We start from the raw sequence: 25,109 nt of genomic DNA, 5'->3' as shown, positions 1-25,109 counted from the left end.
AATTTTTCGTTAAATCTAACCGCTTGTCTTAGGTTTTCTCGGAGGAGTTTATGTCTGCTCAATCCAAAACTATGGATTACGATGATCTGCAAGATCTCGTCGCCTCAAATGATTCAGGCGGTCGTAACCCGACAGGTTTTAGTAAAAAATTAATTGTTATTACAGCGATTTTATGGTCGCTATTCCAAATCTATTACACTTCACCATTTCCATTTTGGCTACAAGAAGTGGTGAGAGATTGGGGCTGGAATTTGAATGTGGTGGTAGATGATACCAAAGCACGTTCTATCCATCTTGCCTTTGCCATGTTCCTTGCCTTCTTGTCTTTCCCTGCCTTTGCAACATCGCCGAAATATCGTATTCCTTTCCAAGATTGGTTATTTGCAACCCTCGGAGCGTTTCTTGCTGCGTACTACATTTTTTTCTATGAAGGGCTAGTTACTCGTTTTGGTGCGCCGAATACGCAAGATATTATTGCTGGCTGTTTAGGCATTTTATTATTGTTAGAGGCTTGCCGTCGTAGTTTGGGTTTGCCGTTAGTGATTATTGCGACTGTATTTTTGCTTTACAACTATTTTGGACAATTTTTACCGAGCAGTTCTATCATCAGCCACCGTTCTGGTTCATTATCCCAAATCATTAACCAACAATGGATCACCACGGAAGGGGTATTTGGTGTCGCCCTCGGTGTTTCAACCAAATATGTATTCTTATTCGTGTTATTCGGAGCTTTATTGGATAAAGCGGGTGCAGGTAACTATTTTATCAAAACAGCATTTGCTTATTTAGGTCACTTTAGCGGTGGTCCAGGTAAAGCAGCGGTAGTTTCTTCTGCGTTAACGGGCTTGGTTTCAGGTTCATCTATTGCCAACGTGGTTACCACAGGGACATTCACCATTCCGATGATGAAACGTGTCGGTTTGACCTCTGAAAAAGCAGGGGCGATTGAAGTGGCTTCATCAGTGAACGGACAAATTATGCCGCCAGTCATGGGGGCAGCGGCGTTCTTGATGATTGAATACGTCAATATGCCGTATAGCCAATTGATTGTGCATGCGTTCTTACCTGCATTAATTTCTTATATTGCTTTGGTGTATATCGTTCACCTTGAAGCGCAAAAAATGGGCTTAAAAGGATTGGATCGTGTTGAACCTGTCAGTCCGATTTTAATCACCTTGCTTAAAGTTGTAAGCTATATTTTAGTAACACTTGGCTTAGCTATTGCGGTTCATTACGGCTTAGGCTGGATTAAAAATGTTGCCCCTGATTTTGCCTTCTTAATTGTGTGTATTTTATTAGCGGCGGTCTATATCAAATTGATTCACCGCGTTTCACAATTCCCTGATTTAGAAGCTGATGATCCAAATTCACTGGTCGTGTCATTGCCTCGCCGTAAACCAACTGTGAACGCTGGCTTACATTTCTTATTACCTGTTGTGGTATTAATGTGGTGTTTGATGATTGAGCAATTCTCACCAGGGTTATCCGCTTTCTGGGGAACTGTTGCGCTTGCAGTGATTTTAGTCACACAACGCCCATTATTAAGTTTCTTCCGTAATGATGCGGGTAACAAAGTTGCGCTAGTTAAACAAGGCGTTCAAGAGTTAGTGGACGGTTTGGAGTCGGGTGCAAGAAATATGATTGGTATCGGTATTGCAACAGCAACCGCAGGTATCATTGTAGGTGCGGTATCGCTCACCGGTTTCGGAGTGCAACTTTCTGGTATTATTGAGATGCTCTCGATGGGCAATATCTTATTAATGCTGATTTTAGTCGCTATCTTTAGCTTAATTTTAGGGATGGGATTACCGACTACGGCAAACTATATCGTGGTATCTTCATTGATGGCATTGGTGATTGTCGAAGTCGGTAAACAGAATGGATTAATCGTACCATTGATCGCCGTTCACTTGTTCGTATTCTACTTCGGGATTATGGCGGACGTAACGCCACCGGTTGGTTTAGCCTCTTTTGCAGCGGCTGCTATTTCAGGCGGTAGCCCGATTAAAACTGGGGTACAAGCATTCTACTACAGCTTAAGAACAGCGATTTTACCGTTCCTATTTATCTTCAATACCGATTTACTCTTAATTGATGTTGGTTGGGCGAAAGGGATTCTCGTCTTTATCAGTGCAACCACTGGGATTCTGCTCTTTACAGCAGCAACGATGAACTACTTTCTTACCAAAAATAAGTTATGGGAAACATTCGTATTGATCTTCGCTGCCTTTATTTTGTTCCGCCCAGGCTTCTTTATGGAACACATTTCACCGACTTCACGCCATATTGAGCCTGCTCAAATGGTTCAGGAGTTAGGTAAAGTGCCAGCAGGACAAAATCTCACATTGAAAGTCGCAGGAGTAAACCCTTATGGCAAACCGATTGAATTCTACTCACAGCTTACAGTGCCTGAAGGTGCAACGGGCGAAGAGCGTATCAAAGCAATGGGATTAACCTTGTTGGATACCGGAGAGAAAATTGAAATCAACGGCGAAATGTCACCGAAGATCTTAATTGATAATGTTGAAATTGATTCACCGGCCGCTAAAGCAGGTTTAAACTGGGATCAAACCATTCTTGATGTAGCGTTACCACAAAACTCGCTTCCAAAAGAATTAATGTTTATTCCGGCTTTCCTATTAGCGATTTTTGTCGGCTGGAATCAGCGCCGTCGCATGAAAAAATAAGGACAAATTATGTATAACAAACTTCTCCTTGCGATCGACTTAAACGATCTCAATAGTGCTAAATATGTGGTTGATACGGCATTAAAACTCACAGGGAACAATTCCGATGCGGTGTATCGGGTTGTGACCATTATCGAACCCATTGACGACAGCTTTATTTCTGCTTTTCTACCAAAGAACTTCGACAAGTCTGTGATAGAAGAAGCGAATAAAGCCTTACATGCCTTTACTCAAGCCAACTTCCCAGAGGGCTCAAAGGTTCAACATATTGTGGCTCACGGCACCATCTACGAAGAGATCAACCGCATTGCCGAAGAAAAATCCGTTGATCTGATCGTGATGTTGGCAAGCAGTAAACCTAATGCAAAAGGACTGAGTTCAAATACGGTAAAAGTCGCTCGAAATAGCGACAAACCAATTTTAGTTCTGCGTTAGGCAATCAATACAAGCGGTAGGATTTTGAAGTATTTTTGCAATTTGCAAAATATTTGCGAAATCCCACCGCTTTTGTCATTAAGAAAATCTTATTTTTCTGTCAGCTAAACGTAACGCTATATCGAATTAAAGGAAATAGCCTTATTCAAAATTTCAAATCAAACACTTTTCCGTTATACTTTTCATTAATGAGAGTGACTAAAGGAGCCGATAATGACCCTATCTCAACTTATTCAAGCTAAACACACTGAAATTATGGCAATCAGCCGACAATTTGCAGTGGAGAATGTGCGTATATTTGGTTCAGTCGCCAAAGGGAAAGACACAGAAAATAGTGATTTAGATATTTTGGTAGATACCACACCTAAAACGACAATGTTTGATCTATGTGGTTTACAAATGGAGTTGGAAGATTTGCTAGGTATAAAAGTTGATGTGCTTACCCCACGCAGTTTACCTGAAAAATTTCGTGAGCAAGTATTAGCAGAGGCAAAATTATTATGAGGCTAGATTTTGTAGTAGTCTATGAAACGGCTATTACATCTGTGCCTGAATTATTAACTCAAATTGAAGCATTAATATTGGAGACACAAAATAAGCGCTAGAATTTTGGAAGTATTTTTGCAATTTGCAAAATATTTGCGAAATCCCACCGCTTTTGTCATTAAGAAAATCTTATTTTTTCGATCTGCGTCGAAAAATGAAAAATATCAACTTTTCTTCTTATACCAGCTTTCTATAATGCCTTTTCACTTATCTCAAGGGCAGATTTATGTTACATCTAGAAAGCTATCAAAATTGGTTAAAATCACTTAAATATCACATTCACCACTCCCAGCAACGAGCTATGCTCGCGGTAAACAGCGAAATGGTTTTGCTTTATTGGAAAATCGGACAAGAAATTTTACAGCGGCAGCAAAGCGAAGGGTGGGGAGCAAAAGTCATCGATCAACTTTCACGAGATCTCACTGCAGAATTTCCAGACATGAAAGGTTTTTCCAGTCGAAACCTGAAATATATGCGAAAATTTGCTCAAGAATGGACTGAATTTGAAATTGTGCAAGAGGTGCTTGCACAATTACCTTGGTATCATCAAATTGCTTTACTAGATAAGCTGAGTGATGAACAAGAACGCCTTTGGTATGCTCGCAAAGCAATTGAAAATGGCTGGTCTAGAAATATGCTGGTACATCAAATTGAAGGTCAGCTATTTTACCGTCAGGGTATAGCCATCACGAATTTTGACAAAACCCTGCCAGATACACAGTCTGATCTCGCAAGGCAAGCCTTTAAAGATCCCTATATTTTCGACTTTTTAAATTTAACGGAACAACGCCACGAACGTGAATTAGAACAGGCTTTAACCAAACATATTACACAATTCTTATTAGAGCTTGGTGCTGGGTTTAGTTTTGTCGGAAGCCAAGTCAAGTTAAATGTTGGGGGTGATGATTTCTATATTGATTTACTGTTTTATCACTTAAAATTACGCTGTTATGTTGTTATTGAGCTGAAAACCTGCGATTTCAAACCCGAGCATATCGGACAACTTAATTTCTATTTGACTGTCGTCGATAACCAACTAAAAACAGAGATAGATACGCCGACGATTGGACTATTGTTGTGTAAAAATCGCAATAAAGTTGTTGTGGAATATGCTTTACAAAATAATCCATTACCCATTGGCGTTGCAGAATATCAACTTCAGCAACTGTTGGCTGAATTTGATATGGAATAAACCGATATTGGTTTGGTGTTAAACAATAAAATGAAGCGGTAGGATTATGATAAAACATTGCAAAATGTTGTCACAATCCTACCGCTTTATATTTTGAACTATTTACTATTGAGCAGATAATTTTTCTTTTAACAGGCTAATTTCATTTCTTAAACTTTCAATCACATCATCTTTTAATTTAATAATTTCATCTTTATGAGCAAGCATTAAATTTAATTTTTCAACATCATCACTACCTAAAAATATATTTGAACTTGCATTAGTATTATTATTTCCTGTACTAATAGTAATCCCTTTATTTTCCCCATAAGTTAATAATTCATAAATATCCGCATTTAATACACCCAAAATTTGTTCTAATCTTTCAAAATTCACTCGGGTTTCACCACGCTCAATTTTAGCATATCCCTTGGTGGACATACTTAATTTAGTCGCCATTTCTTCTTGTGAAAGTTGATGATCTTCTCGAAATAAACGGATTTTATCATTGATATTCATAGCCTTGCCTTATCAGTACTTTTTAGGGTGGTAATGTGAATGTTTTGTGGATTGTAGCATAAGTGAACGGTTTGTAGAATGGATATGTTTATTTTATGTGGTTTTACTAGATTTTTGTTATGTTAGATAATTCACTTAGTTTTAAATATTTGCTCGTTGATTTTGATAACACGCTAGTCTTCACAAATGAAGCTAATAATCTCGCATATCGCCGTTCAATAGAAGATATAGCACAAATGAAGATGAGTGACAAACAATATCAACTAGTAGTTTCTTCTATGCCTGATCAGCGTATCACTGCAGCAGGTCTTTATGAGATTATTTCGGAAATTCTTAATACTATTCTTGATGTACCTAAAATTGCCACCTATAAGAATAAAATCTATCCTGCTTTTATATCCTATATTCAGAAAAATGATGTTTTGATTAGAGCATTAGAAAACATTAAATCTAATCCTGAAATTACAATAATTTTAGTTACAAATGCAAATCCACGACGTGTTATTCCTATATTAGACTTTTTCGATTTGGAAAATCTATTCGAACGAATTTTTTACACTAATAATAGTTTAGATAAATATTCATTAGTTATTTCTCAATTAAATTTAGATCCTGATAATTTAATAATTATAGATGACGATCAAAATCAACTTGACTCTGCTAAGTTATCAGGTGTTTCAGATATACGACTTATTAAAATCAACCCTATAGGAGTTAAAAATGACTTTACATTCTCATCAACTTGAAATAAATGAATACTTACATCAAGTAATTAAAGCCTACTATGTCTTAGATTATTTTGGGTGGGGAAAACCTAATAATCCTGATTTTATTAATGATCTAAAAAATGATTTTGGAGAAAAAAGTGATTCTGTTTTAGATAATGCCTGTAAGAAACTCAGGGCTAATAGCTATGAATCGATAAATGAAATTATTAAAAAGGAAAAATTAGATACAATTTGTATCGTTCCCCGAGCTAAAAGAGAAGCTTACTATAAACCTAATCAGCTTCTATTTTCTGCTACAATGCGACGCATTGCATTGGATATTGGAGTAGATATAAAGCATATTCTAAGAATAGAAAATACAAAAACTACTCACTTCCATCATAAACCTGAATATGGCGGTGATGGAGATTCACCCTATCCTAGTATTACTAAGAAAACCTGTCTGATTTCATTTGGTATAAAAGGAAAAAATATTTTACTTATTGATGATATTTATACTAAAACTATCAATATTGATGAAGACTGTATTCAGGCATTATTAGATGAAGGTGCAAATAAAGTTGTATTATTTACAGTTGCAAAAACAGCTCATCATAGTGATAGCAAGCAGGGCGTTCAATATGATTTCGATGCTTTCGGTAATCCAATCAATAGTAGTAAAACTGCTCGTTATAATGACAGATCACGCAGTTCCCGATTAGATGCTTTTGGCAACCCCGTAAATACGTCAGATGATGACATCCCTTTTTAAGGATAAAACAATGAAATATAGTGATAATGCTCTAAATATTCTTACCGCAAAAACGTTCAATGGTATTGGAGATGCTTGGATCAATAAGAATTTAAGTAAAACGAAAACTTCTCCTCTTGAGTTAATTGTTGAATTACTAGCCAAAAGTGTAAAAAAGGAAACTGTTTCAGAAGAAATTTTCTTACAACGAAAAAGCAATATTGAAAAACAGATTTTACTTTTGGGAGATAGTTGTGATGGCGTTGTAGCGATCGGAGATGAAAAATTTCCTACTCATCGTGGAGCAGTAAAAGAAAGTGAACAGCCGAATGTCCTTTTTTATAAAGGTGATCTAGGTTTACTCAGTTTGGAAAATACTAATGTAGCTGTGATTGGTGTTTTAACGCCAGATGAAGATACCGAAATGGATGAACGTAAAATCGTTAGCCTTTTAGTGCAACAAGATGCAGTCATCGTAAGTGGCCTTGCTCAGGGCTGCGATTTTATCGCTCACGATCAAACGCTCAAATTCGGTGGGGCTACGGTAGCAATTTTACCTAGCCCATTAAATAACATAATGCCTGTAAAACATCGTGAATTTGCACAACAAATTTTTGAAACGGGTGGATTACTTATTACTGAATATTACGATGCTCCTAGCACTAAAATGGAATTAAGCTCCCGTTATATTAGGCGAGATCGTTTACAGGCGTTATTTAGTGATATTGTTATTTTAAGTGCCAGTTATACTCCAAATAGTGTGGATCCTACCGCATTGAAAATTGATAGTGGCTCACGTCACGCAATGGAAAAATCTTTAGAGTATAGTATTCCTCGTGCGGTTATTTATCACGAGAAATACCAAAGAAACCCTAAATATGATTTAAACCGACAAGTAATGAAAGATGCAAAGGTTATTGTGATTGATCCAACCAATCCAATGCCAATGATAACGCAGATTTTAAATTTGGATAAAAGCCCATCATCAAACCAAGAGAGTGATGATGGACAAATGGGATTATTCTAATTTAGGTGATAGTAATTTGAAACAAAAAAGGCATAGCAAAAAATCACTGCTATGCCTAAATTTTGTAAATAATTTGCTCAATCCCACCGCTTACCCTTCAAAGGGATTAAACAACTTCACACCTGTGCGAGCAAAATCAGCGGAATTTCGAGTGACTAGCGTTAAGTTATGTTGAATTGCACTGGCGGCAATCCACGCATCATTTTCGGGAGCGTGATCAGGGATATGTAATTTGGCACAGATTTGGGCGGTTTTTTCGTCTATTTTCAGGATTTTGCCATCAAAAGCAGGTTTGATCTCAAATTCAAACCAGTGGCGTAACATTTCACCTTGCAGTGTATCCTTATGCTCGATTGCCATCACACCACGTTCTAATTCCATCATCACAACTGCATTAGTAAACATCAACTCTTTTGATGTTGTCATTACCCACTGTGCCACCCCTTGATTACATTTACCTTTAGGTAATTTTCTAATTTCACTGATTAAATTAGTATCTAATAAATACATTTTTTCCCCTACTCAGTAAAATCTACAGGACGACGTTGAACTTTGCTGCGAGGTTGCAACTCAAATTCAATATCCGCTACATTAGGATTACTTGGGCAAAGTGCATCTGCAATACTCACAAACGGCTTCGCCTGCTGTACTTTTTCATATTCCCGATATGTCATTAACACAAATGCAGGTGTACCACGATTGGTAATGATCACAGGTTCTAGCATAGCGGCTTTTTGAGCTTGGCTAGGACGTTGATTAAATTCACGGCTGGTTATAACTGGCATTTTGTACCTCCGTTTTAATGTAGATAAGTAGTTACAATCTTACTGCGATTGGCGAAATAGGACAAGCGTAAAAAGTGGAATATGATTTATACCGTTCAATTACTCTTATTTTGTTCCAGCGTTCAAACCATTTTTACGCTACAATAATGCCATTCAACAAAATGACTTTTGATTATCAACAATGAAAAAACTCAACATTATTTTTGCAGGCACACCTGATTTTGCCGCAACCCATTTACAAGCCTTGTTAAATTCGGAACATAACGTTATTGCTGTTTATACACAGCCAGATAAGCCTGCTGGGCGTGGGAAAAAGCTACAAGCTAGTCCAGTCAAACAGTTGGCGGAAGCGCACCATATTCCTGTGTATCAACCGAAATCGTTACGCAAAGAAGAGGCTCAGGCAGAGTTACAGGCGTTAAACGCTGATGTGATGGTTGTGGTGGCTTATGGCTTAATTCTGCCAGAAGCGGTGTTAAAAGCACCGAAATATGGTTGCTTAAATGTTCACGGCTCGTTGTTACCTCGTTGGCGTGGGGCTGCGCCTATTCAGCGTTCTATTTGGGCTGGTGATACGGAAACGGGCGTGACCATTATGCAGATGGATATTGGCTTAGATACGGGCGATATGTTGCATAAGGTGACAACACCGATTTTAGCGACGGAAACGTCTGCCAGCCTTTATGCCAAACTTGCCGAACTTGCACCGCCAGCGTTGCTTGAAGTATTAAACGGTTTAACAAGCGGTCAGTTTAAGCCTGAAAAACAGCAAGACGAGCAAGCGAACTATGCCGAAAAACTTACGAAAGAAGAAGCAAAATTAGATTGGAATATGACCGCTTGTCAGCTTGAACGTAATATCCGAGCCTTCAATCCTGCCCCGATGGCATACTTAACTCTGATGGTGAATGAGGTGGAGGAGCGGATAAAAGTGTATCAAGCGGAAGTGCTACCACATCAAGAGAAAGCGGTCGGCACGGTGTTGGCGGTGGATAAAAACGGTATCCAAATTGCCACGCAACAAGGTGTGTTAAACATTACCCAACTTCAGCCAGCAGGTAAAAAACCGATGTCCGTACAAGATTTTTTAAACGGACGGGGGGATTGGTTTAAGGTAGGAAGCGTTCTCTAATGAAAAAACATTCCACTCGTGCCGTTACGGCACAGATTATTTTACAGGTGTTGGATCAGGGCAAATCCCTTTCAACCTTGATCCCCGAAGCACAATCGCAACTTGATAGTAAAGATTTAGCGTGGGTACAGGAAACGACCTTTGGTATTTGCCGTGTGTTGCCCCGTTTAGAAGCGATTATCAAATTGTTGGTAGAAAGACCGCTGAAAAACAAAACTCGCTTGGTGCATTGTTTGCTTTTGGTTGGCTTATATCAGCTACTTTATATGCGAGTACCGCCCTACGCCGCGGTAGATGAAGTGGTTAATTCGACAAAAGTGTTAAAGTTAGATAGCTTTCGAGCCTTGACTAACGGAGTACTTCGCCGTTTTCTGCGTGAGCAAGAAGCAATTTTGGCGAAAGTGGATAAACATTGGCAAACGCTACACCCTGAATGGTTGGTGAATAAGCTGAAACAAGCCTATCCGAATTGGCGAGAGATTGTTGATGCAAATAACCAAAAACCGCCGATGTGGATCAGGGTGAATACTCAACGGACTAACCGAACGGACTATGTGGCATTGTTGGGCGATCTTGCAAAAAATCACAAAGAAGCAACCGCTTGCGTGCCTGATTGTGCCGTTTTATTAGATAAAGCAGTGTCGGTCAGCCAGCTTCCTCACTTTGAGCAAGGTTGGGTAACGGTGCAAGATGCACACGCACAATGGTCTGCCGAATTACTTGATGCACAAAATGGCGAGTTGATTTTAGATGCCTGTGCGGCACCGGGGGGCAAGACAACCCATATTTTAGAAAAAGCACCGCAAGCAAAAGTAATTGCATTAGATATTGAAGAAGCCCGTTTAGTTCGGGTTAAAGAGAATTTAGCTCGTTTAAACCAAACGGCAACGGTGATTTGCGGTGATGCCAGCCAGCCTGAACAGTGGCTTACAAACGGTGAGATGTTCGATAAAATTTTACTTGATGCCCCTTGTTCTGCAACGGGGGTAATCCGTCGTCACCCAGATATTAAATGGCTACGCAAAGAAGAAGATATTGCTGAGTTGGCAGAATTACAGGGGAAAATTCTCAAAGCACTTTGGGCAAGGCTCAAGCCCAACGGTGTGTTGCTGTATGCCACTTGTTCTGTGTTACCAGAAGAAAACAGTCAGCAAATTCAGCACTTTTTAGCTCAAACCCCAGAGGCTAAATTAGTCGAAATCAATGTGGGTGGCGAGCAATGTTTAATGAAGCAATTCTTTCCTAAACAAGATGGGGGAGATGGATTTTTCTATGCGAAGTTAGTGAAACAGGCGTAAAACGGTGAGTAGGCAATGAAAATCATCATTTTAGGTGCAGGGCAAGTTGGCTCAACACTGGCAGAAAATTTAGCGAATAATGATAATGACATCACCATTATTGATGATGATCAGCAACGTTTAGCACAATTGCAAGATAAGCACGATTTACAAGTTATTCGTGGTAATGGGGCTTCACCTCGTATTTTACGAGAGGCGGGAGCAAGTGATGCGGATTTATTGGTTGCGGTAACAAATAATGATGAAAGCAATATGATTGCTTGTCAGATTGCATATACGCTCTTTAATGTACCAACTAAAATTGCCCGTATTCGTAATTCGGATTATGTCCGTGAGCGTGATACCTTATTTAATAACGCCGTATTGCCTATCGATCATATCATTGCACCTGAATTATTAGTTACACAGGATATTTTACGCCTTATTGATTACCCAGGTACCTTGCAGATTGCTCACTTTGCCGATGAATTAATTAGTTTGGTGAGTTTAAAGGCGTATTATGGTGGTCCGTTGGTTGGCTACCCTATTTCGGCATTAGGCGATCATTTACCTCATGTTGAAGCCCGAATTGTGTCAATCTTCCGTCAAGAAAAAGCCTTTATTCCTCAAGGTTCAACGATTATCGAAGCTGGTGATGAAATCTTTTTTGTCTGTGCTACGCAACATATCAAAGCGGTAATGGCAGAATTACAAAGGCTGGAAAAACCACATAAGCGAGTAATGATTGTGGGGGGCGGAAGCATTGGAATTGCACTTGCTAAAGCACTTGAGGATCGTTGCAGTGTTAAACTGATTGAACGAAACCAAGAAAGAGCCGAAAAACTTGCTTCTAAGCTGTCTAAGACTTTGGTGTTATGTGGCGATGCGTCCGATCAAGAGCTGTTATTTGAAGAACATATTGAGAACATTGATTTATTCCTTGCTTTGACGAGCGATGATGAGGCGAACATTATGTCGTCTTTGTTAGCAAAACGGTTAGGAGCAAAAAAAGCGATCGTTTTAGTGCAACGAATGGCATACCTACACCTTATTCAAGGTGGGACTATTGATATTGCTCTTTCACCACAACAAGCGACAATTTCCGCTTTGTCAAGCCACGTCCGCAAAGGCGATATTGTTCGTGTGGCTTCGTTTAAACAAGGTTTAATGGAAGGCATTGAAGTGATTGCTCACGGCGATAAAGAAAGCTCAAAAGTGGTTGGTCGCAAAATCAGCGAGCTAAAACTGCCACAGGGGGCAATTGTGGGGGCGATTATGCGAAATAGTGAGGTGCTGATTGCCCATAAATCTACGGTGATCGAGGAAAACGATCACATTATTCTGTTTGTGAATGATAAGAAACAGTCTGCCGAAGTGGAAAAACTCTTCCAGTTGAGTGCGTTTTTCTTGTAATAAGTAAGGAGGAGTAATAGAACTAGTATTAACTTGCCTATATTGTATCTAATACAAAATCTATTTCGCCTCTCTTTCTAGCTGAGATGTAAGTCACAAATCACGGGCAAATCTTCAAAATAAAATAGTTCTATGCTCGCTTCCATTTTATATGCTATGTTCGTGTAAATAACAATGGATAAAAATAATTTTATACGTCATATAAACTCCACTACATATGTGTTTAACAACAGATTCTACTTATCTTATTAATCTAAAATTAAAATAAGTACTGATTTTGAATGAAAGAGTAAATCAAATTTAATTATTGGATTTCTCTTTTAACCACCATTACTTAGTTTTTATATTGCTAAGTTTGAATTATTAGACTTGATTTATATCCTGTCATTATTACTATTTAAGAAAGTTAAATTATCAAAGTCCGAATATTCAAGTAGCCAAAGTTTATTTTCGGTAATTTCTGACGAAATAAATAAAAAGCATCATATTCGGAAACGCTAAAGGAAAACTACGCAAAGCGTAAAATCCGTAAGATAAAATGGTCACAAGGAGAGATTACTGGTAGGTACAAAATACTAATTGTGCATAACCATAATGAGTAAAGAAAACGATAATATTATTCTGTTTATAAATGATAAAAAGCAATCTACAGAAAGAGAGGGAACCTCCTGTCAAAGATGGTTTTATGGTTCTACAAACGGATATATCAAGATATCTTTTTTCAAAAAATGTGATTGTGATCACAGAATTACTTTATAAGCCTTTAATATAATATAGACGAAACAGGATATTTAATAGTATATCTGATACATAAATGCAACCGCTGAATGATATATTATTAATAACTATTTCAATCAACTATTTATAATATATTCATTACATCTTAAAGGAGAAAACTATGATTCTTGGCTGCCCAAAAGAAGTGAAAGTCCAAGAGTATCGTGTTGGCTTAACCCCTGCAAATGTGCAATCTTATGTTGAAGCAGGGCATACTGTTTATATTGAACACGGTGCAGGTGCTGAAATTGGTTTCCCTGATGAAGCGTATCAAGCCGCAGGTGCAACTTTGACTGACAAAGCAACACTCTTTGCAAAAAGTGATATGATCATCAAAGTGAAAGAGCCTATTGAATGTGAATATCACTACTTCCGCGAAAATCAAATCCTTTATACCTACCTACACTTAGCCGCAGACAAACCGCTTACCGAAATGTTGCTTGAACGCAAAATTCAATCTGTGGCGTATGAAACCATCAAAACCCCTGCAGGTTTACCTTGCTTAGCACCGATGAGTGCCATTGCAGGACGTTTGGCGACCTTAGAAGCTGCGAAATATATCCAAAAAACCTTCGGTGGTGCTGGTGTGTTACTCAGCGGTACAGCGGGTACACCAAAAGCGAAAGTGGTGATTTTAGGTGGCGGTGTTGTGGGCTTAAATGCGGCTCAAATTGCAATGGGTATCGGGGCGGATGTCACTATCCTAGATATTAACGCTGCTCGTCTTGCTTATATCGATCAAATCTTTGATATGCGTATCAAAACACTCACCAGCTCTCGTGGCAATATTTTAAGCCTATTACCAGAAGCTGACGTAGTGATCGGTGCGGTATTAATTCCAGGTGCTAAAGCTCCGCACTTACTACGTCGTGAAGACCTCAAATTGATGAAAAAAGGTGCAGTATTAGTGGACGTAGCAATTGACCAAGGCGGTTGCTTTGAAACTTCTCATCCAACCACACACAATGAACCTATCTATGAAGTTGATGGCGTAATCCACTACTGTGTGGCAAATATGCCAGGCTGTGTGGCTCGTACTTCAACCTTAGGTTTAACTGACTCAACCTTAGAATTTGGCTTGAAACTCGCAGCACTCGGTGTGAAAGAAGCGTGCTTGTCTGATCCAGCCTTATTACAAGGTTTGAATACTTACAACGGTAAATGTACTTTCAAAGGTGTGAGTGATGCCTTTGGTATTGCTTATACCGATCCAAAAGATGCATTAAATTAATATCAAGCTGTGTTGTATTGATCAAGAACATTCCCCCTGAATAATCAGGGGGATCTCTCCTATCCACCATTTAGGGTTTTCCCTAAATCAATCTCAAATTAGCGGTTGTGTTAGCTTGACTGAGCCTACTCTCTGCTATTTTTAAAAGAGGTGTACTATGAGTGAAAATACAAAACCTGAACGGCAGTCTTGGTCTAGTCAATTAACCTATATTTTAACTGTCGCAGGGGCAACAGTCGGTTTCGGTGCGACTTGGCGTTTCCCTTATCTTGTAGGGGAAAACGGCGGTGGTGCTTATGTTTTCCTTTTCTGTATTGCGATGATTGTAATCGGTATTCCGATGATTTTAGTTGAAAATGTGATCGGTCGTCGTATGCAAGTCAATTCCATTGATGCCTTCGGTGGCAGTGCGAATGGCAAAAAAATCCATTCTGCGTGGAAAATTCTCGGCTATATGGGGCTACTGGGTTCTGTCGGTATCTTAGCCTACTATATGGTATTAGGCGGTTGGGTACTCACCTATATCGGTAGTTTAGCAACAGGCGGCTTAGATCTCTCTTCTCCAGTCACAATTGAAACCACATCTGCCTACTTTAAAGATAACATTCAAAACAATCCATTAAGAGTTATTCTTTATACGGGCGTTTTTGTTGCGGTAAACTACTTTATCCTAATTAGAGGTATTAAAAAGGGGATCGAGCGTTCTGTTAAATTACTGATGCCACTACTCTTTGTCTTCTTAATCATTATGATTATTCGTAATGTCACCTTACCTGGTGCGGCCGAAGGTATCAGCTTCTATCTTGTGCCTGATTTCTCAAAAATCACACCGAAGCTCTTTGTCTTCGTATTAGGACAAGTGTTCTTCGCACTCAGTCTTGGTTTTTGGGTATTAATTACCTTATCAAGCTACTTGTCTAAACAAGAAAATCTAGTCAAAACCGCAACAATTACAGGGGTTATTAATACCTTAATTGCCCTTGCTGCTGGCTTTATGATTTTCCCATCACTCTTTACCTTTAATGTTGCCCCGAACGCAGGACCAACATTAGTGTTCCAAAGCCTACCGATAGTGTTCTCACATATGTGGGCAGGTACAATCTTTGCGATTATCTTCTTTGGTTTATTAATCACTGCGGCACTTACGACATCAATTACCATCTATGAAGTATTGATTACCGCATTGCAAGAAAAAACCAAACTGAGCCGTAAACAAGCGATCACCTTGACGTTATTTGGTATCTTTATCGTGGGTAATATTCCATCAGTACTTGGCGATAACGTTTGGAGCAATGTCAAAATTGCAGGTATGAGCATTTTTGATGCTTTCGACTACATAAGCGGTAACATTCTCTTTGTTTTAACCGCACTAGGCAGTGCGATTTTCGTCGGCTATGTGTTGAAAGATGAAGCGAAGAAAGAGTTAAACACCAGTGAAAAATTCACAAACATTTGGTTTAGCTACGTCCGTTATGTTATTCCTGTACTGATTATTGTGATTTTTGTTAATTCGCTTTAATTAGGTAATATGAAAGCGGTGAGAAAGTTGTAAAAAATACAATATTCTCACCGCTTCTGTTTAGTGGGTATAATAGTAAATAAAATCTAATAAAGGAGGATACTACTAATCTCTTAATCTATCCAAAAGCTCGGGCTGAGAATAACCAACAAGGTAAACACTTCCAAACGCCCACAAACCATTGCAAACGTTAATACCCATTTTGCACTGTCGGGAATTTGAGTAAAGTTACTACTGACCGTGCCTAATGCTGGCCCAAGGTTATTCAAACTTGCAATCACCGCATTTAATGCATCGAAAGTTTCCATACCACAAGCAATAGTCGCCAACCAACAGACCACAAATACAAAGAAATAGGCTGAAAAGAATGCCCATACCCCTTCCACAATCCGCTCTGATAAAACGTGTTTACCAAGTTTAATCGGCTGAATAACATTTGGGTGAATAAAGCGGTGGATTTCTCGTTTTCCTTGCAAATAAAGCAACAACACACGGAACATTTTTAAACCGCCGCCCGTTGAACCTGCACAACCGCCGATAAAAGAAGCAAGCACTAATAACAACGGCAAAAAAGAGGGCCACTGGCTAAAATCGTTGGTGGTAAAACCTGCCGTAGTCGAAATAGATACTGACTGGAACAAGGCTTGAATAAAAGTGACGGAGTGATCGTCAAAATAGTTATAAATCAACAACACCCCAAAACAGATAACAAATAACGCTAACTGAACCGTAATAAAAAAGCGAAATTCGTAATCTTTCCAATACAAACCAAGAAAATTCGACTTATTATTGCCTTTGTAGCGATCATTAAACTGATCAAACACCGCAAAATGCAGAGCTAAGTTACAGGAAGAGATCAATAAGAACAGTACCGTAATCAAGTCAATCATCGGGCTGTTAAAGTAGCCGATACTCGCATCGTGGGTTGAAAATCCGCCAATTGCCACCGTGGCAAAACTATGGGAAATTGCATCAAAACCGTTCATACCTGCCAACCAGTAAGCAACTGCACACAGCACTGTCAAAGAGAGATAAATCAGCCACAATGCTTTTGCCGTTTCTGCAATCCGTGGACGCATTTTCTGCTCTTTCAACGGGCCAGGCATTTCCGCACGGTATAACTGCATTCCCCCAATGCCTAATAACGGAATAATGGCTACCGCAAGCACGATGATCCCCATTCCGCCGAGCCATTGTAGGAACTGACGATAAAATAAAATCGCTTTTGGCAGCTGATCTAGCCCTGTAATTACCGTTGCCCCTGTTGTTGTTAAACCTGAAAAAGACTCAAAAATAGACTCAGAGAAATTCAAATCAGGGTTTTCCAACAGAATAAATGGCACCGCCCCCAGCGACCCTAGCACCACCCAAAACAGCACCACGATTAGAAAACCTTCACGGGAACGTAGCTCTTGCTTATATTTTCGACAAAACCACCACAAAGCCGTACCGACACTGAAATTCAGCACAAAGGCCTCCAAAAACGCACGACCGCCGCCGTCATCATAAATCAACGCCACAAACGCTGGCACAAGCATCGTGAAAGAAAAACACATCACCAAAATGCCAACAATACGCATAATTGAAAAAAATTGCACAGGGAAATCCTTTAAATAATAAGATAATGAAATGGTACTCTGCTTTTCGCACGAGTCAAATCATTTGAAAACCAAGATCTTGGTTTATAAGCGGTGAGATAAATTTTGTATTTTACGAAGAATAAATTTTACTCTGTCTTTGTTCTAATTTTTCAATGACCAAATTGGTTTCACCATATTCAATTTAGGCATACTCATTTGTTTACATCACTAATTTTTTCGCCATATCTTCTTTCAACCATTGATTAATTTCTCTCATCTCTCGAATTTTATCGTGAATTTCCATTGCCGTTCTAAACAATGCTGGTTTATCTGCACTGACTAAGCCAAATAATACGGATGAGATAGTTACTGTACTTAATAGCGTAACAATAGAAACACTATTTGCCGCCAACTTTCCAAACGTTTCAAAGCGAACTGCATATGCTTATAACGAAAATGTAAATGATGCTCTAATTTTACAAAATAAGATTTGTTCAATTTCACGCTCTTGAATTACATATTTTATCTAGCTGAAATAATTGTCTAAGATATTGAGCTACTGCCTCATCTTTATTTTCACCAATTTGCTCATTATTTGGTAAAGCCTGTTTTAAACGAGGATCTGCATTACCCATTAGACAGCCTTTTCCTGCTTGGGATAGCATTTCAATATCATTCATTCCATCGCCAAAAGCAATACAATCTTTCAAGGTATAGCCTCGTAACTTGACTAAGTCTGCAAGTGTATTTGCTTTACAAACGCCTTTATTCATCATTTCAAGGCATTGAGGGGTAGAATAAGTAATTTGTAGTAAATCACCATAATGATGTCGCACAAATTGCTCGACAGGTAACAAGTCTTCAGGCGTTTTTCCAATAAAGAACACTTTTTCAGTTTTTTACCGTGATGTTGCTGAAAATCTACCACTTGATACATAAAGCCAGAGTCTTGGTGATATTTTCGTAATTGTTCGATTTCAATATTAATGAACCATTCATCGTCTTGATAGCTATTAATGAAGACTCGCTTAGGATCAAAGGGTGTTTCGCTCATTATCTTAAAAGCAATCTCTTCAGGAATGTGGTTTTGATAAAGCAACTCACCAGAAAGGCTATTCCCTCTCGCACCATTAGATGTAACCAACATTGCTTCGCTGACGCCAACTTTACTAATAATATGTTTAACATCAGGGTAATTTCTGCCTGTAGCTAAAAAAATATCGACACCACGTTGTGAAAGTTTGCGTAATGTTTCGATAGTAAAATCGCCAATGCGGTGATTTGCATTAAGTAATGTGCCATCAAGATCAGAAATAATTGCACGAAAAGGTAAGGTCATAGAAATTCCTTTATCATTTTGAAATGGTAGTTTAAGCCTAACAAATTTATTTTATCATCGCAAAAGAAAGCATTCATTTTTTGTTTGTGATTAAGCTACGGTTAAAAAATAGCAAAATAATATAAAAAATACTAAACATCATTTTTTGCTGAAAAAAAATGATATTTATGCGTTATACATTACAGGGGTTTATATTAATCACTAGTTAGTCTAAATTTTTTAGCATATTTAACTATTTTAATTACCTAAAAATACACAGAAAACGTTTGCGCCAAGTATAAAATGCTATTGACATTACTCCATTTGAAGTTAATATATGTTCAATTTCTGAATAACAATGCAAACATAAACACACAACTATGGTAAAACTTTTAACTCTTAACCTGCTGGGATTCACGCATTCTGTGCGAGGATAAGGCTCGGTTAGAGAAAAGTTCACTACCCACACTTAGCCCGCACGTCAAAATGTGGGCTTTTTTTTATCGAATACATTTTAAGAGGTACTTTATATGAGCAACAACATTATTATTTTTGATACCACTTTACGTGATGGCGAACAATCATTAAAAGCAAGTTTAACGGTAAAAGAAAAATTGCAAATCGCACTTGCTCTTGAACGTTTAGGGGTAGATGTAATGGAAGTTGGTTTCCCTGTGTCATCTGCTGGCGATTTTGAATCTGTTCAAACCATTGCTCGCCATATTAAAAATAGTCGAGTATGTGCTTTATCTCGTGCGGTTGATAAAGATATTGATGTCGCAGCAGAAGCCTTAAAGGTTGCTGAAGCATTTCGTATTCATACATTTATAGCAACTTCCGCTTTGCACGTTGAGTCTAAACTTCGTAAAACCTTTGACGATGTATTAGATATGGCAGTTCACGCTGTAAAACGAGCAAGAAGCTATACCGATGATGTAGAATTTTCTTGCGAGGATGCAGGACGCACAGGGGTAGATAATATCTGCCGTATTGTTGAAGCTGCGATCAAAGCAGGGGCAACCACAGTCAATATTCCTGATACCGTAGGTTACTGCTTACCAATGGAATACGGAAACATCATTGCTAATGTGATGAACCGTGTACCAAATGTGGATAAAGCGGTGATTTCTGTCCATTGCCATAACGATTTAGGAATGGCAACTGCAAACTCATTAACCGCAATTCAAAACGGTGCAAGACAGATTGAGTGTACCATCAACGGTATCGGTGAACGTGCAGGTAACACAGCACTTGAAGAAGTAGTAATGGCAATTAAAACCCGCCAAGCCTTATTTAACGGCTTAGATACTCGTATCAATACTCAAGAAATTCACCGTGTCAGCCAAATGGTCAGCCAACTTTGTAATATGCCAATTCAACCGAATAAAGCGATCGTAGGGTCAAATGCATTTGCTCACTCATCGGGTATCCACCAAGACGGTATGGTTAAAAATAAAAATACCTATGAGATTATGTCGCCTGAAACTATCGGATTGAAAAAAGAGAAGCTCAATCTGACCGCTCGTTCTGGTCGTGCCGCCGTGAAAAACCATATGGAAGAGATGGGCTATCAAGAAAGCGATTACGATTTAGACAAACTTTATGAGACCTTCTTAAAACTGGCAGATAAAAAAGGTCAAGTTTTTGATTATGATTTGGAAGCACTTGCATTTATTGATATGCAACAAGGCGATGAAGATCGTTTAGCCCTTGATGTATTTACCACACAAATTATTAGTGGTTTGCCAGCTTCAGCCTTTGTGCAAGTTGAGTTAGATGCTAAACGTGTAAGCCAAGTTTCACAAGGCGGTAACGGTCCTGTTGATGCGGTTTATAATGCTATTTTAGCGATTACAGGTATGGAAATTAAAATGCTCAACTATAACTTAACCGCTAAAGGCGAAGGTGCTGAAGCATTAGGACAGGTTGATATTGTCGTAGAATATCAAGGTCGCCGTTTCCATGGGGTTGGTTTAGCGACAGATATTGTGGAATCTTCAGCAAGAGCTTTAATCCACGCAATCAATGCGATTTATCGTTCACAGAAAGTGGCGGATTTGAAGGGGAAAATAAATAGTCATTTTCTTAAAAATTAGCTTAAGTTTATCTGTGGTTGAGTTAAAATTTCGTGATATAAAAATTTTAATATATTACTGTCATTGTATAAGGGAGGTCATTTTTGTTTCTACTTAAGAAAAAACTTTTTGAACGCCTATTGCGTTACGTTCAAATCCACACCACATCAGATCCGAAAAGCCAAACTGTCCCTAGCTCACCGCAACAGTGGGATTTACTTCATCTACTCAAAACTGAAATGGAAACGATGGGATTAACCGAGATTTCCGTTGATCCTAACGGCTATGTGTTTGCAACATTGCCTGCCAATAGCGACAAAGCCATTCCCGTACTCGGTTTACTGGCTCACGTTGATACCTCCCCTGATTTCAACGGCGAGAATGTGAAGCCACAGGTTATTGAGCGGTATCAAGGCGGTGATATTTTGCTAAAAGGCAGTGGGCATACGCTATCGCCACAGGATTTCCCGAACCTAAACGGCTTAGTCGGACATACGCTCGTGACCACCGACGGCACAACTTTGCTTGGTGCAGATGATAAATCTGGGATTGCGATTATTCTGTCAGCGGTAGAATACTTGTTAGCACACCCTGAAATCAAACACGGTAAGATCCGTATCGGTTTTACTACCGACGAAGAAATCGGGCGTGGAGCGGATCATTTTGATGTCAAAGCCTTTGGGGCAGATGTTGCCTATACCTTAGACGGCGGACCGCTTGGGGAATTACAGTACGAAAACTTTAATGCCGATGCGGCAACTGTTACGTTCTACGGACGCAGTGTTCACCCAGGCACAGCCAAAGGCAAGATGATCAATGCCTTAGAGCGAGCTTGTGAGTTCCAAAACAGCCTACCGCCACATTTAACCCCTGCAACCAGCGAAGGGCGTGAAGGCTTTATTATGTTGCACGACATTGAAGGCGATTTAAGCGAATGTAAAATCCACTATATTTTACGCAGTTTTGAGCGTGAAGAATTAGCAAAATTCGGCACTTATCTCACCGCTACAATGGCACAAATGCAACAAAAATATGGCGAACAGTGCGGTAAAGTAGAGATTGTCGAGCAATATCGCAATATGTACGAAGTAGTCAAAGATTATCGCTATCTGGTGGATATTGCTGAAAATGTGATGAAAGCACAGGGTATTACGCCAAACCTAGAGCCAATTCGTGGCGGTACTGACGGCTCACGCCTATCATATATGGGCTTACCAACGCCAAATATTTTTACAGGCGGCGAAAACTTCCACGGACGTTTCGAGTTTATTTCTGTTGATGTAATGGAACAGGCGACAAATGTGGTGGTGGGGATTGCAAAAGCCTTTGGGGGATATCCGTTTAAATCATTATAGATATTCTTATAATTAAAATTATTTGTAGTAAGGATAGTTACGAATAAGTTATATCTTGATCATCATAGACCTAAAATTGAATAGGCGCTAACATTGCGCCTTTCCCAAAGTAATTTTTTCTTTATCTACTAAATATCAAATTAGGCATAGTAGACAAAAGTGTTGGTAAAAAAGTGGGCTAAAGCCTTATAGTACAAGGCTTTAAGCCCACTTTTTGAAATGTGAACAAAAAACTGTCCTTTTTGCCTTAAGAACAATATCCAAAAGTATGGAAAGAAAAATAATAGAGATACTTTTGTTCGTCCTGTCATAAAACTTTTTCTTTCACAAAGAAATTAAATCCAATAGATATTTGGACTGATTACACAATAGGAAAACAAACCTATAAAAAGTCGTTTATCACCGTGTCATCAAAACAGAAAAAGACCTCTATTATAAGCTCGCATTGAACATACTTCGAGAAAAAGGCTATAGGATTCAATCCATTACAAATGATGGGCGTAGAGGGCTGTTAAAGGATTTATTTAATACCCCAATCCAAATGTGCCACTTCCATATGGTCGCCATTGTGATGAGAAAATTAAGAAAAAAACATCAATCACAAGCGGGTAAAGAATTAAAGATTATTGTAAAAACGCTAAAAGAAAGCCACAAAAATGAATTTTATTTGAGATTACATCAATGGTATTTAAAACATAAAGCGTTTTTAGATGAACGGTCTGAATATCCCAATGAGAAAGGATATTTTCCTTATAAACACCGTAATGTAAGAGGGGCTTATGCTAGTTTAAAATACTATATGAAATATTTATTCACCTTTGAAGAATATTCTCACTTAAATATAGAAAAAACAACAAATCGGTTGGAAGGGTTATTTAAAGAACTGAAGCAGAAATTATCGGTTCATAATGGATTAACGAAAAAGCATAAGATTATGTTTATAAAGGATTTTTAAATAAAAAGAGTTGGTAATAATTAGGAAAAATAATTAAAACCAAGAGCCTCTCCCACAATTTGTGTAAATACCTGTTTCTGAGATAATACATTCAGACACAGGTATTTTATTATGAACGAAAAACAACTTCACGCCTTGGAAGCGGAATTTGCCAAAAATCTAAAAACACCGGAAGACCTCAATCAATTTTCACGGATGCTCAAGAAAATCACCGTCGAGGCTGCGTTAAATGGTGAACTGACCGACCATCTTGGTTATCTAAAACGAAAATTCAGCTTTGCATTGTGCATTTAGTGCGTAACAGCTTGAAATTCGTTTCGTGGAAAGATTACAAAGCCGTCACCGCAGATTTAAAGCAGGTTTATCAGGCCCCAGCGGAAGTACAAGCTCGCGAAAATCTGACCGCACTTTCGCAAAAGTGGCAGGCAAAATACCCGCTTGTGGCGAAAGGCTGGGAAGATAACTGGGCAAATATTGCCACATTTTTTGATTATCCGGCTGATATTCGTAAAGCGATTAAAAAACGAAATGTATTCCCGACGGATGATTCAGTTTTCAAAGTGATTTGGCTTGCGATTAAAGATGCATCAAAAAAATGGACAATGCCGATTCAGAACTGGAAACTGGCAATGAATCGATTTATGATTGATTTTGGTGATCGCCTAGACGATCACCGTTAAGTTGAAATGGGTGTTTACACAGAATTTGGGATAGGGTCTCCACTTGGTATAGTTTTTGACGAATCAGCAACTATTTTGTCTACTATGCCAATTTTATTTGTACTGTTTGCAACCTTGACTATTTATTTCGCTGTTTTCAGGTCTTGATAATATTTCTCATAAAGTTCAATCGCATCGCCTACATCAACTTGCCAAGGGCTTTTCTCAATCACTTCAGAACGAATAAAAACAGCAGGATCGTCAACCAAATCTTTTGGTAACTGTGCTAATGCCACTTTATTTGCTGTTGGATAACCGATAGCTTTTGTCAATTTTGCAGCGACGGGAGCTGAAAGCATATAGTTAATCAGCTTGTAAGCTCCTTCCGGATTTTGCGAAGTTGCAGGAATTGCCAAGTTATCAATCCAAAGCGGTGTGCCTTCTTTAGGATAAACCATATTGATTTTAGCACCTTCATTTTTGGCAATTCGTACAGAACCATTCCAAAGAGTACCGATTTCTACTTCACCAGAAATAAATGAGCTTGAGGGATTGTCAGAATTAAACGCCAAAATATTTGGACGTAATTTCAAAAATTCTTCATACGCTGCTTTTAAAATCGCAGGGTCTTGGGTATTCGGATCCTGCCCCATTTTTAATAACGCTATATTAAATGCCTCACGAGGATCATCTAACAACTGTAATTTATCTTTAAACTCTGGTTTCCGTATTGTATGCAATCCCCGTTGCCCCAAAAAGTTGTGGTACCGAGTATTTATTGCCTTTATCAAAAGGACGATCAAGCATTTGTGGGTCAAGCTCACTTAATACAGGCAATTTGCTATGATCTAACTCTTTCAACATTCCTTCACGTGCCATTTTAGAAACAAAATAGCTGGTGGGGGCAATTACATCATAACTTTGATGGTACATATTCAGACCATGTATAGAGATAAACCGTATTCCCTTCCTTCGCCATGATGTGATGACTACCAAAGGTAAGAGTTGCCGCAGATAAAACCACTGCCCATTTTTTCATATTTTTTGTTCTCCAAATAGAGAGAAATCGTCCTTTTATATTGACTAAAGCCATATAAAAACTTACCTAAAGATGGCTATGATTTTAGGTTAATTGAAGCTGATTGCAACATCTTCAGTAAGATGCTGCTATTCTGGACTTCTTATACCTA

The 25,109-nt window shown here is 38.7% G+C and carries 21 protein-coding genes and 3 pseudogenes; 17 read left to right on the top strand and 7 right to left on the bottom strand.

The window, feature by feature from the left end; translation table 11 throughout:
• The first annotated feature begins 50 nt into the window (after window positions 1–50).
• The 4 genes from J1G47_RS01570 to J1G47_RS01555 all read left to right on the top strand — a co-directional run bounded on the left by J1G47_RS01570 (window position 51) and on the right by J1G47_RS01555 (window position 4,860).
• Window positions 51–2,687 carry a TRAP transporter permease gene (locus tag J1G47_RS01570; protein WP_207326706.1) on the top strand — a complete coding sequence of 879 codons (2,637 nt, stop codon included), beginning with the start codon at window positions 51–53 and terminating at the stop codon, window positions 2,685–2,687.
• A 9-nt stretch (window positions 2,688–2,696) separates the two neighbouring features.
• Window positions 2,697–3,122, top strand: a complete 426-nt coding sequence (locus tag J1G47_RS01565; protein ID WP_016528442.1) for a universal stress protein — start codon at window positions 2,697–2,699, stop codon at window positions 3,120–3,122.
• 213 nt (window positions 3,123–3,335) lie between these two features.
• Window positions 3,336–3,626, top strand: a complete 291-nt coding sequence (locus tag J1G47_RS01560; protein ID WP_035494246.1) for a nucleotidyltransferase family protein — start codon at window positions 3,336–3,338, stop codon at window positions 3,624–3,626.
• A gap of 268 nt (window positions 3,627–3,894) precedes the next feature.
• Complete coding sequence (locus tag J1G47_RS01555) at window positions 3,895–4,860, top strand: PDDEXK nuclease domain-containing protein (RefSeq protein ID WP_015939963.1); 966 nt, start codon at window positions 3,895–3,897, stop codon at window positions 4,858–4,860.
• A gap of 105 nt (window positions 4,861–4,965) precedes the next feature.
• Here J1G47_RS01555 and J1G47_RS01550 read toward each other — a convergent pair whose 3' ends face one another.
• Window positions 4,966–5,358, bottom strand: a complete 393-nt coding sequence (locus J1G47_RS01550) for a helix-turn-helix domain-containing protein (RefSeq protein ID WP_015939964.1) — start codon at window positions 5,356–5,358, stop codon at window positions 4,966–4,968.
• A 119-nt stretch (window positions 5,359–5,477) separates the two neighbouring features.
• On the opposite strand from J1G47_RS01550, the gene J1G47_RS01545 reads away from it, so the two are divergent.
• The 3 genes from J1G47_RS01545 to J1G47_RS01535 are packed head-to-tail and all read left to right on the top strand — an operon-like array spanning window position 5,478 to window position 7,843.
• Window positions 5,478–6,104: an HAD hydrolase-like protein gene (locus J1G47_RS01545; protein WP_015939965.1), complete on the top strand. Its 627-nt coding sequence runs from the start codon at window positions 5,478–5,480 to the stop codon at window positions 6,102–6,104.
• On the top strand, window positions 6,079–6,837 hold the full coding sequence (locus J1G47_RS01540) for a phosphoribosyltransferase (RefSeq protein WP_015939966.1): 759 nt from the start codon (window positions 6,079–6,081) through the stop codon (window positions 6,835–6,837). Before J1G47_RS01545 ends, J1G47_RS01540 begins: the two co-directional genes overlap by 26 nt.
• A 10-nt stretch (window positions 6,838–6,847) precedes the next feature.
• Window positions 6,848–7,843 (top strand): DNA-processing protein DprA, encoded by a 996-nt coding sequence (locus J1G47_RS01535; RefSeq protein WP_015939967.1) that lies wholly within the window; start codon window positions 6,848–6,850, stop codon window positions 7,841–7,843.
• 90 nt (window positions 7,844–7,933) lie between these two features.
• Here the strand turns inward: J1G47_RS01535 and J1G47_RS01530 are convergent, their stop codons facing one another.
• Window positions 7,934–8,353 (bottom strand): type II toxin-antitoxin system VapC family toxin, encoded by a 420-nt coding sequence (locus J1G47_RS01530; protein ID WP_005711856.1) that lies wholly within the window; start codon window positions 8,351–8,353, stop codon window positions 7,934–7,936.
• A gap of 8 nt (window positions 8,354–8,361) precedes the next feature.
• The gene (locus J1G47_RS01525; protein ID WP_021110264.1) at window positions 8,362–8,628 is read right to left on the bottom strand and encodes a type II toxin-antitoxin system prevent-host-death family antitoxin; all 267 of its coding nucleotides are present in this window, start codon (window positions 8,626–8,628) and stop codon (window positions 8,362–8,364) included.
• 181 nt (window positions 8,629–8,809) lie between these two features.
• On the opposite strand from J1G47_RS01525, the gene fmt reads away from it, so the two are divergent.
• The 5 genes from fmt to J1G47_RS01500 all read left to right on the top strand — a co-directional run bounded on the left by fmt (window position 8,810) and on the right by J1G47_RS01500 (window position 15,977).
• Window positions 8,810–9,760 (top strand): methionyl-tRNA formyltransferase, encoded by a 951-nt coding sequence (gene fmt / locus J1G47_RS01520; protein ID WP_010787183.1) that lies wholly within the window; start codon window positions 8,810–8,812, stop codon window positions 9,758–9,760.
• Window positions 9,760–11,058 (top strand): 16S rRNA (cytosine(967)-C(5))-methyltransferase RsmB, encoded by a 1,299-nt coding sequence (gene rsmB / locus J1G47_RS01515; protein WP_207326705.1) that lies wholly within the window; start codon window positions 9,760–9,762, stop codon window positions 11,056–11,058. The genes fmt and rsmB overlap by 1 nt, the downstream gene beginning before the upstream one ends.
• Before the next feature lie 15 nt (window positions 11,059–11,073).
• On the top strand, window positions 11,074–12,450 hold the full coding sequence (gene trkA / locus J1G47_RS01510) for a Trk system potassium transporter TrkA (protein WP_015939972.1): 1,377 nt from the start codon (window positions 11,074–11,076) through the stop codon (window positions 12,448–12,450).
• An 898-nt stretch (window positions 12,451–13,348) separates the two neighbouring features.
• Window positions 13,349–14,458, top strand: coding sequence for an alanine dehydrogenase (gene ald, locus J1G47_RS01505; protein WP_026916992.1), 1,110 nt, complete (start codon window positions 13,349–13,351; stop codon window positions 14,456–14,458).
• Window positions 14,459–14,615: 157 nt separating this feature from the next.
• Entirely contained in the window at window positions 14,616–15,977 is a 1,362-nt protein-coding gene (locus tag J1G47_RS01500; protein ID WP_207326704.1) for a sodium-dependent transporter, read from the top strand.
• Window positions 15,978–16,090: 113 nt separating this feature from the next.
• Here the strand turns inward: J1G47_RS01500 and J1G47_RS01495 are convergent, their stop codons facing one another.
• The 3 genes and pseudogenes from J1G47_RS01495 to J1G47_RS01485 all read right to left on the bottom strand — a co-directional run bounded on the left by J1G47_RS01495 (window position 16,091) and on the right by J1G47_RS01485 (window position 18,896).
• Complete coding sequence (locus tag J1G47_RS01495; protein WP_207326703.1) at window positions 16,091–17,575, bottom strand: TrkH family potassium uptake protein; 1,485 nt, start codon at window positions 17,573–17,575, stop codon at window positions 16,091–16,093.
• 202 nt (window positions 17,576–17,777) lie between these two features.
• Window positions 17,778–17,969 carry a hypothetical protein gene (locus tag J1G47_RS01490; protein ID WP_010787189.1) on the bottom strand — a complete coding sequence of 64 codons (192 nt, stop codon included), beginning with the start codon at window positions 17,967–17,969 and terminating at the stop codon, window positions 17,778–17,780.
• 88 nt (window positions 17,970–18,057) lie between these two features.
• Window positions 18,058–18,896: pseudogene (locus J1G47_RS01485) on the bottom strand (Cof-type HAD-IIB family hydrolase).
• A 509-nt stretch (window positions 18,897–19,405) separates the two neighbouring features.
• Between J1G47_RS01485 and leuA the strand changes: the two are divergent.
• The 5 genes and pseudogenes from leuA to J1G47_RS01460 all read left to right on the top strand — a co-directional run.
• Window positions 19,406–20,971 carry a 2-isopropylmalate synthase gene (leuA, locus tag J1G47_RS01480; protein ID WP_005711876.1) on the top strand — a complete coding sequence of 522 codons (1,566 nt, stop codon included), beginning with the start codon at window positions 19,406–19,408 and terminating at the stop codon, window positions 20,969–20,971.
• An 83-nt stretch (window positions 20,972–21,054) separates the two neighbouring features.
• Window positions 21,055–22,305: a peptidase T gene (pepT, locus tag J1G47_RS01475; RefSeq protein ID WP_010787192.1), complete on the top strand. Its 1,251-nt coding sequence runs from the start codon at window positions 21,055–21,057 to the stop codon at window positions 22,303–22,305.
• A gap of 445 nt (window positions 22,306–22,750) precedes the next feature.
• Entirely contained in the window at window positions 22,751–23,260 is a 510-nt protein-coding gene (locus J1G47_RS01470) for an IS256 family transposase, variant Zn-binding type (RefSeq protein ID WP_234924165.1), read from the top strand.
• Window positions 23,261–23,371: 111 nt separating this feature from the next.
• Entirely contained in the window at window positions 23,372–23,554 is a 183-nt protein-coding gene (locus J1G47_RS01465; protein WP_035498565.1) for a transposase, read from the top strand.
• Window positions 23,521–23,940, top strand: a pseudogene (locus J1G47_RS01460) (transposase); the annotation flags it as partial. The gene J1G47_RS01465 and the pseudogene J1G47_RS01460, both read left to right, overlap by 34 nt.
• Window positions 23,941–24,062: 122 nt before the next feature.
• On the opposite strand, the pseudogene J1G47_RS01455 reads toward J1G47_RS01460, so the two are convergent.
• Window positions 24,063–24,958 (bottom strand): annotated as a pseudogene (locus J1G47_RS01455) (extracellular solute-binding protein).
• Window positions 24,959–25,109: the final 151 nt, after the last annotated feature.

The sequence above is a fragment of the Glaesserella parasuis genome (genome assembly GCF_017352235.1).
Classification (GTDB): Bacteria; Pseudomonadota; Gammaproteobacteria; order Enterobacterales; family Pasteurellaceae; genus Glaesserella; species Glaesserella parasuis.
Note: the sequence above shows the minus strand (reverse complement) of the source record. Positions and strands in the feature narration are given on the sequence as shown.

Coding starts and splice junctions, on each gene's coding strand:
- J1G47_RS01570 (WP_207326706.1), top strand. CDS start 51: ATGTCTGCTCAATCCAAAACTATGGATTACGATGATCTGCAAGATCTC.
- J1G47_RS01565 (WP_016528442.1), top strand. CDS start 2,697: ATGTATAACAAACTTCTCCTTGCGATCGACTTAAACGATCTCAATAGT.
- J1G47_RS01560 (WP_035494246.1), top strand. CDS start 3,336: ATGACCCTATCTCAACTTATTCAAGCTAAACACACTGAAATTATGGCA.
- J1G47_RS01555 (WP_015939963.1), top strand. CDS start 3,895: ATGTTACATCTAGAAAGCTATCAAAATTGGTTAAAATCACTTAAATAT.
- J1G47_RS01550 (WP_015939964.1), bottom strand. CDS start 5,358: ATGAATATCAATGATAAAATCCGTTTATTTCGAGAAGATCATCAACTT.
- J1G47_RS01545 (WP_015939965.1), top strand. CDS start 5,478: ATGTTAGATAATTCACTTAGTTTTAAATATTTGCTCGTTGATTTTGAT.
- J1G47_RS01540 (WP_015939966.1), top strand. CDS start 6,079: ATGACTTTACATTCTCATCAACTTGAAATAAATGAATACTTACATCAA.
- J1G47_RS01535 (WP_015939967.1), top strand. CDS start 6,848: ATGAAATATAGTGATAATGCTCTAAATATTCTTACCGCAAAAACGTTC.
- J1G47_RS01530 (WP_005711856.1), bottom strand. CDS start 8,353: ATGTATTTATTAGATACTAATTTAATCAGTGAAATTAGAAAATTACCT.
- J1G47_RS01525 (WP_021110264.1), bottom strand. CDS start 8,628: ATGCCAGTTATAACCAGCCGTGAATTTAATCAACGTCCTAGCCAAGCT.
- fmt (WP_010787183.1), top strand. CDS start 8,810: ATGAAAAAACTCAACATTATTTTTGCAGGCACACCTGATTTTGCCGCA.
- rsmB (WP_207326705.1), top strand. CDS start 9,760: ATGAAAAAACATTCCACTCGTGCCGTTACGGCACAGATTATTTTACAG.
- trkA (WP_015939972.1), top strand. CDS start 11,074: ATGAAAATCATCATTTTAGGTGCAGGGCAAGTTGGCTCAACACTGGCA.
- ald (WP_026916992.1), top strand. CDS start 13,349: ATGATTCTTGGCTGCCCAAAAGAAGTGAAAGTCCAAGAGTATCGTGTT.
- J1G47_RS01500 (WP_207326704.1), top strand. CDS start 14,616: ATGAGTGAAAATACAAAACCTGAACGGCAGTCTTGGTCTAGTCAATTA.
- leuA (WP_005711876.1), top strand. CDS start 19,406: ATGAGCAACAACATTATTATTTTTGATACCACTTTACGTGATGGCGAA.
- J1G47_RS01465 (WP_035498565.1), top strand. CDS start 23,372: ATGAACGAAAAACAACTTCACGCCTTGGAAGCGGAATTTGCCAAAAAT.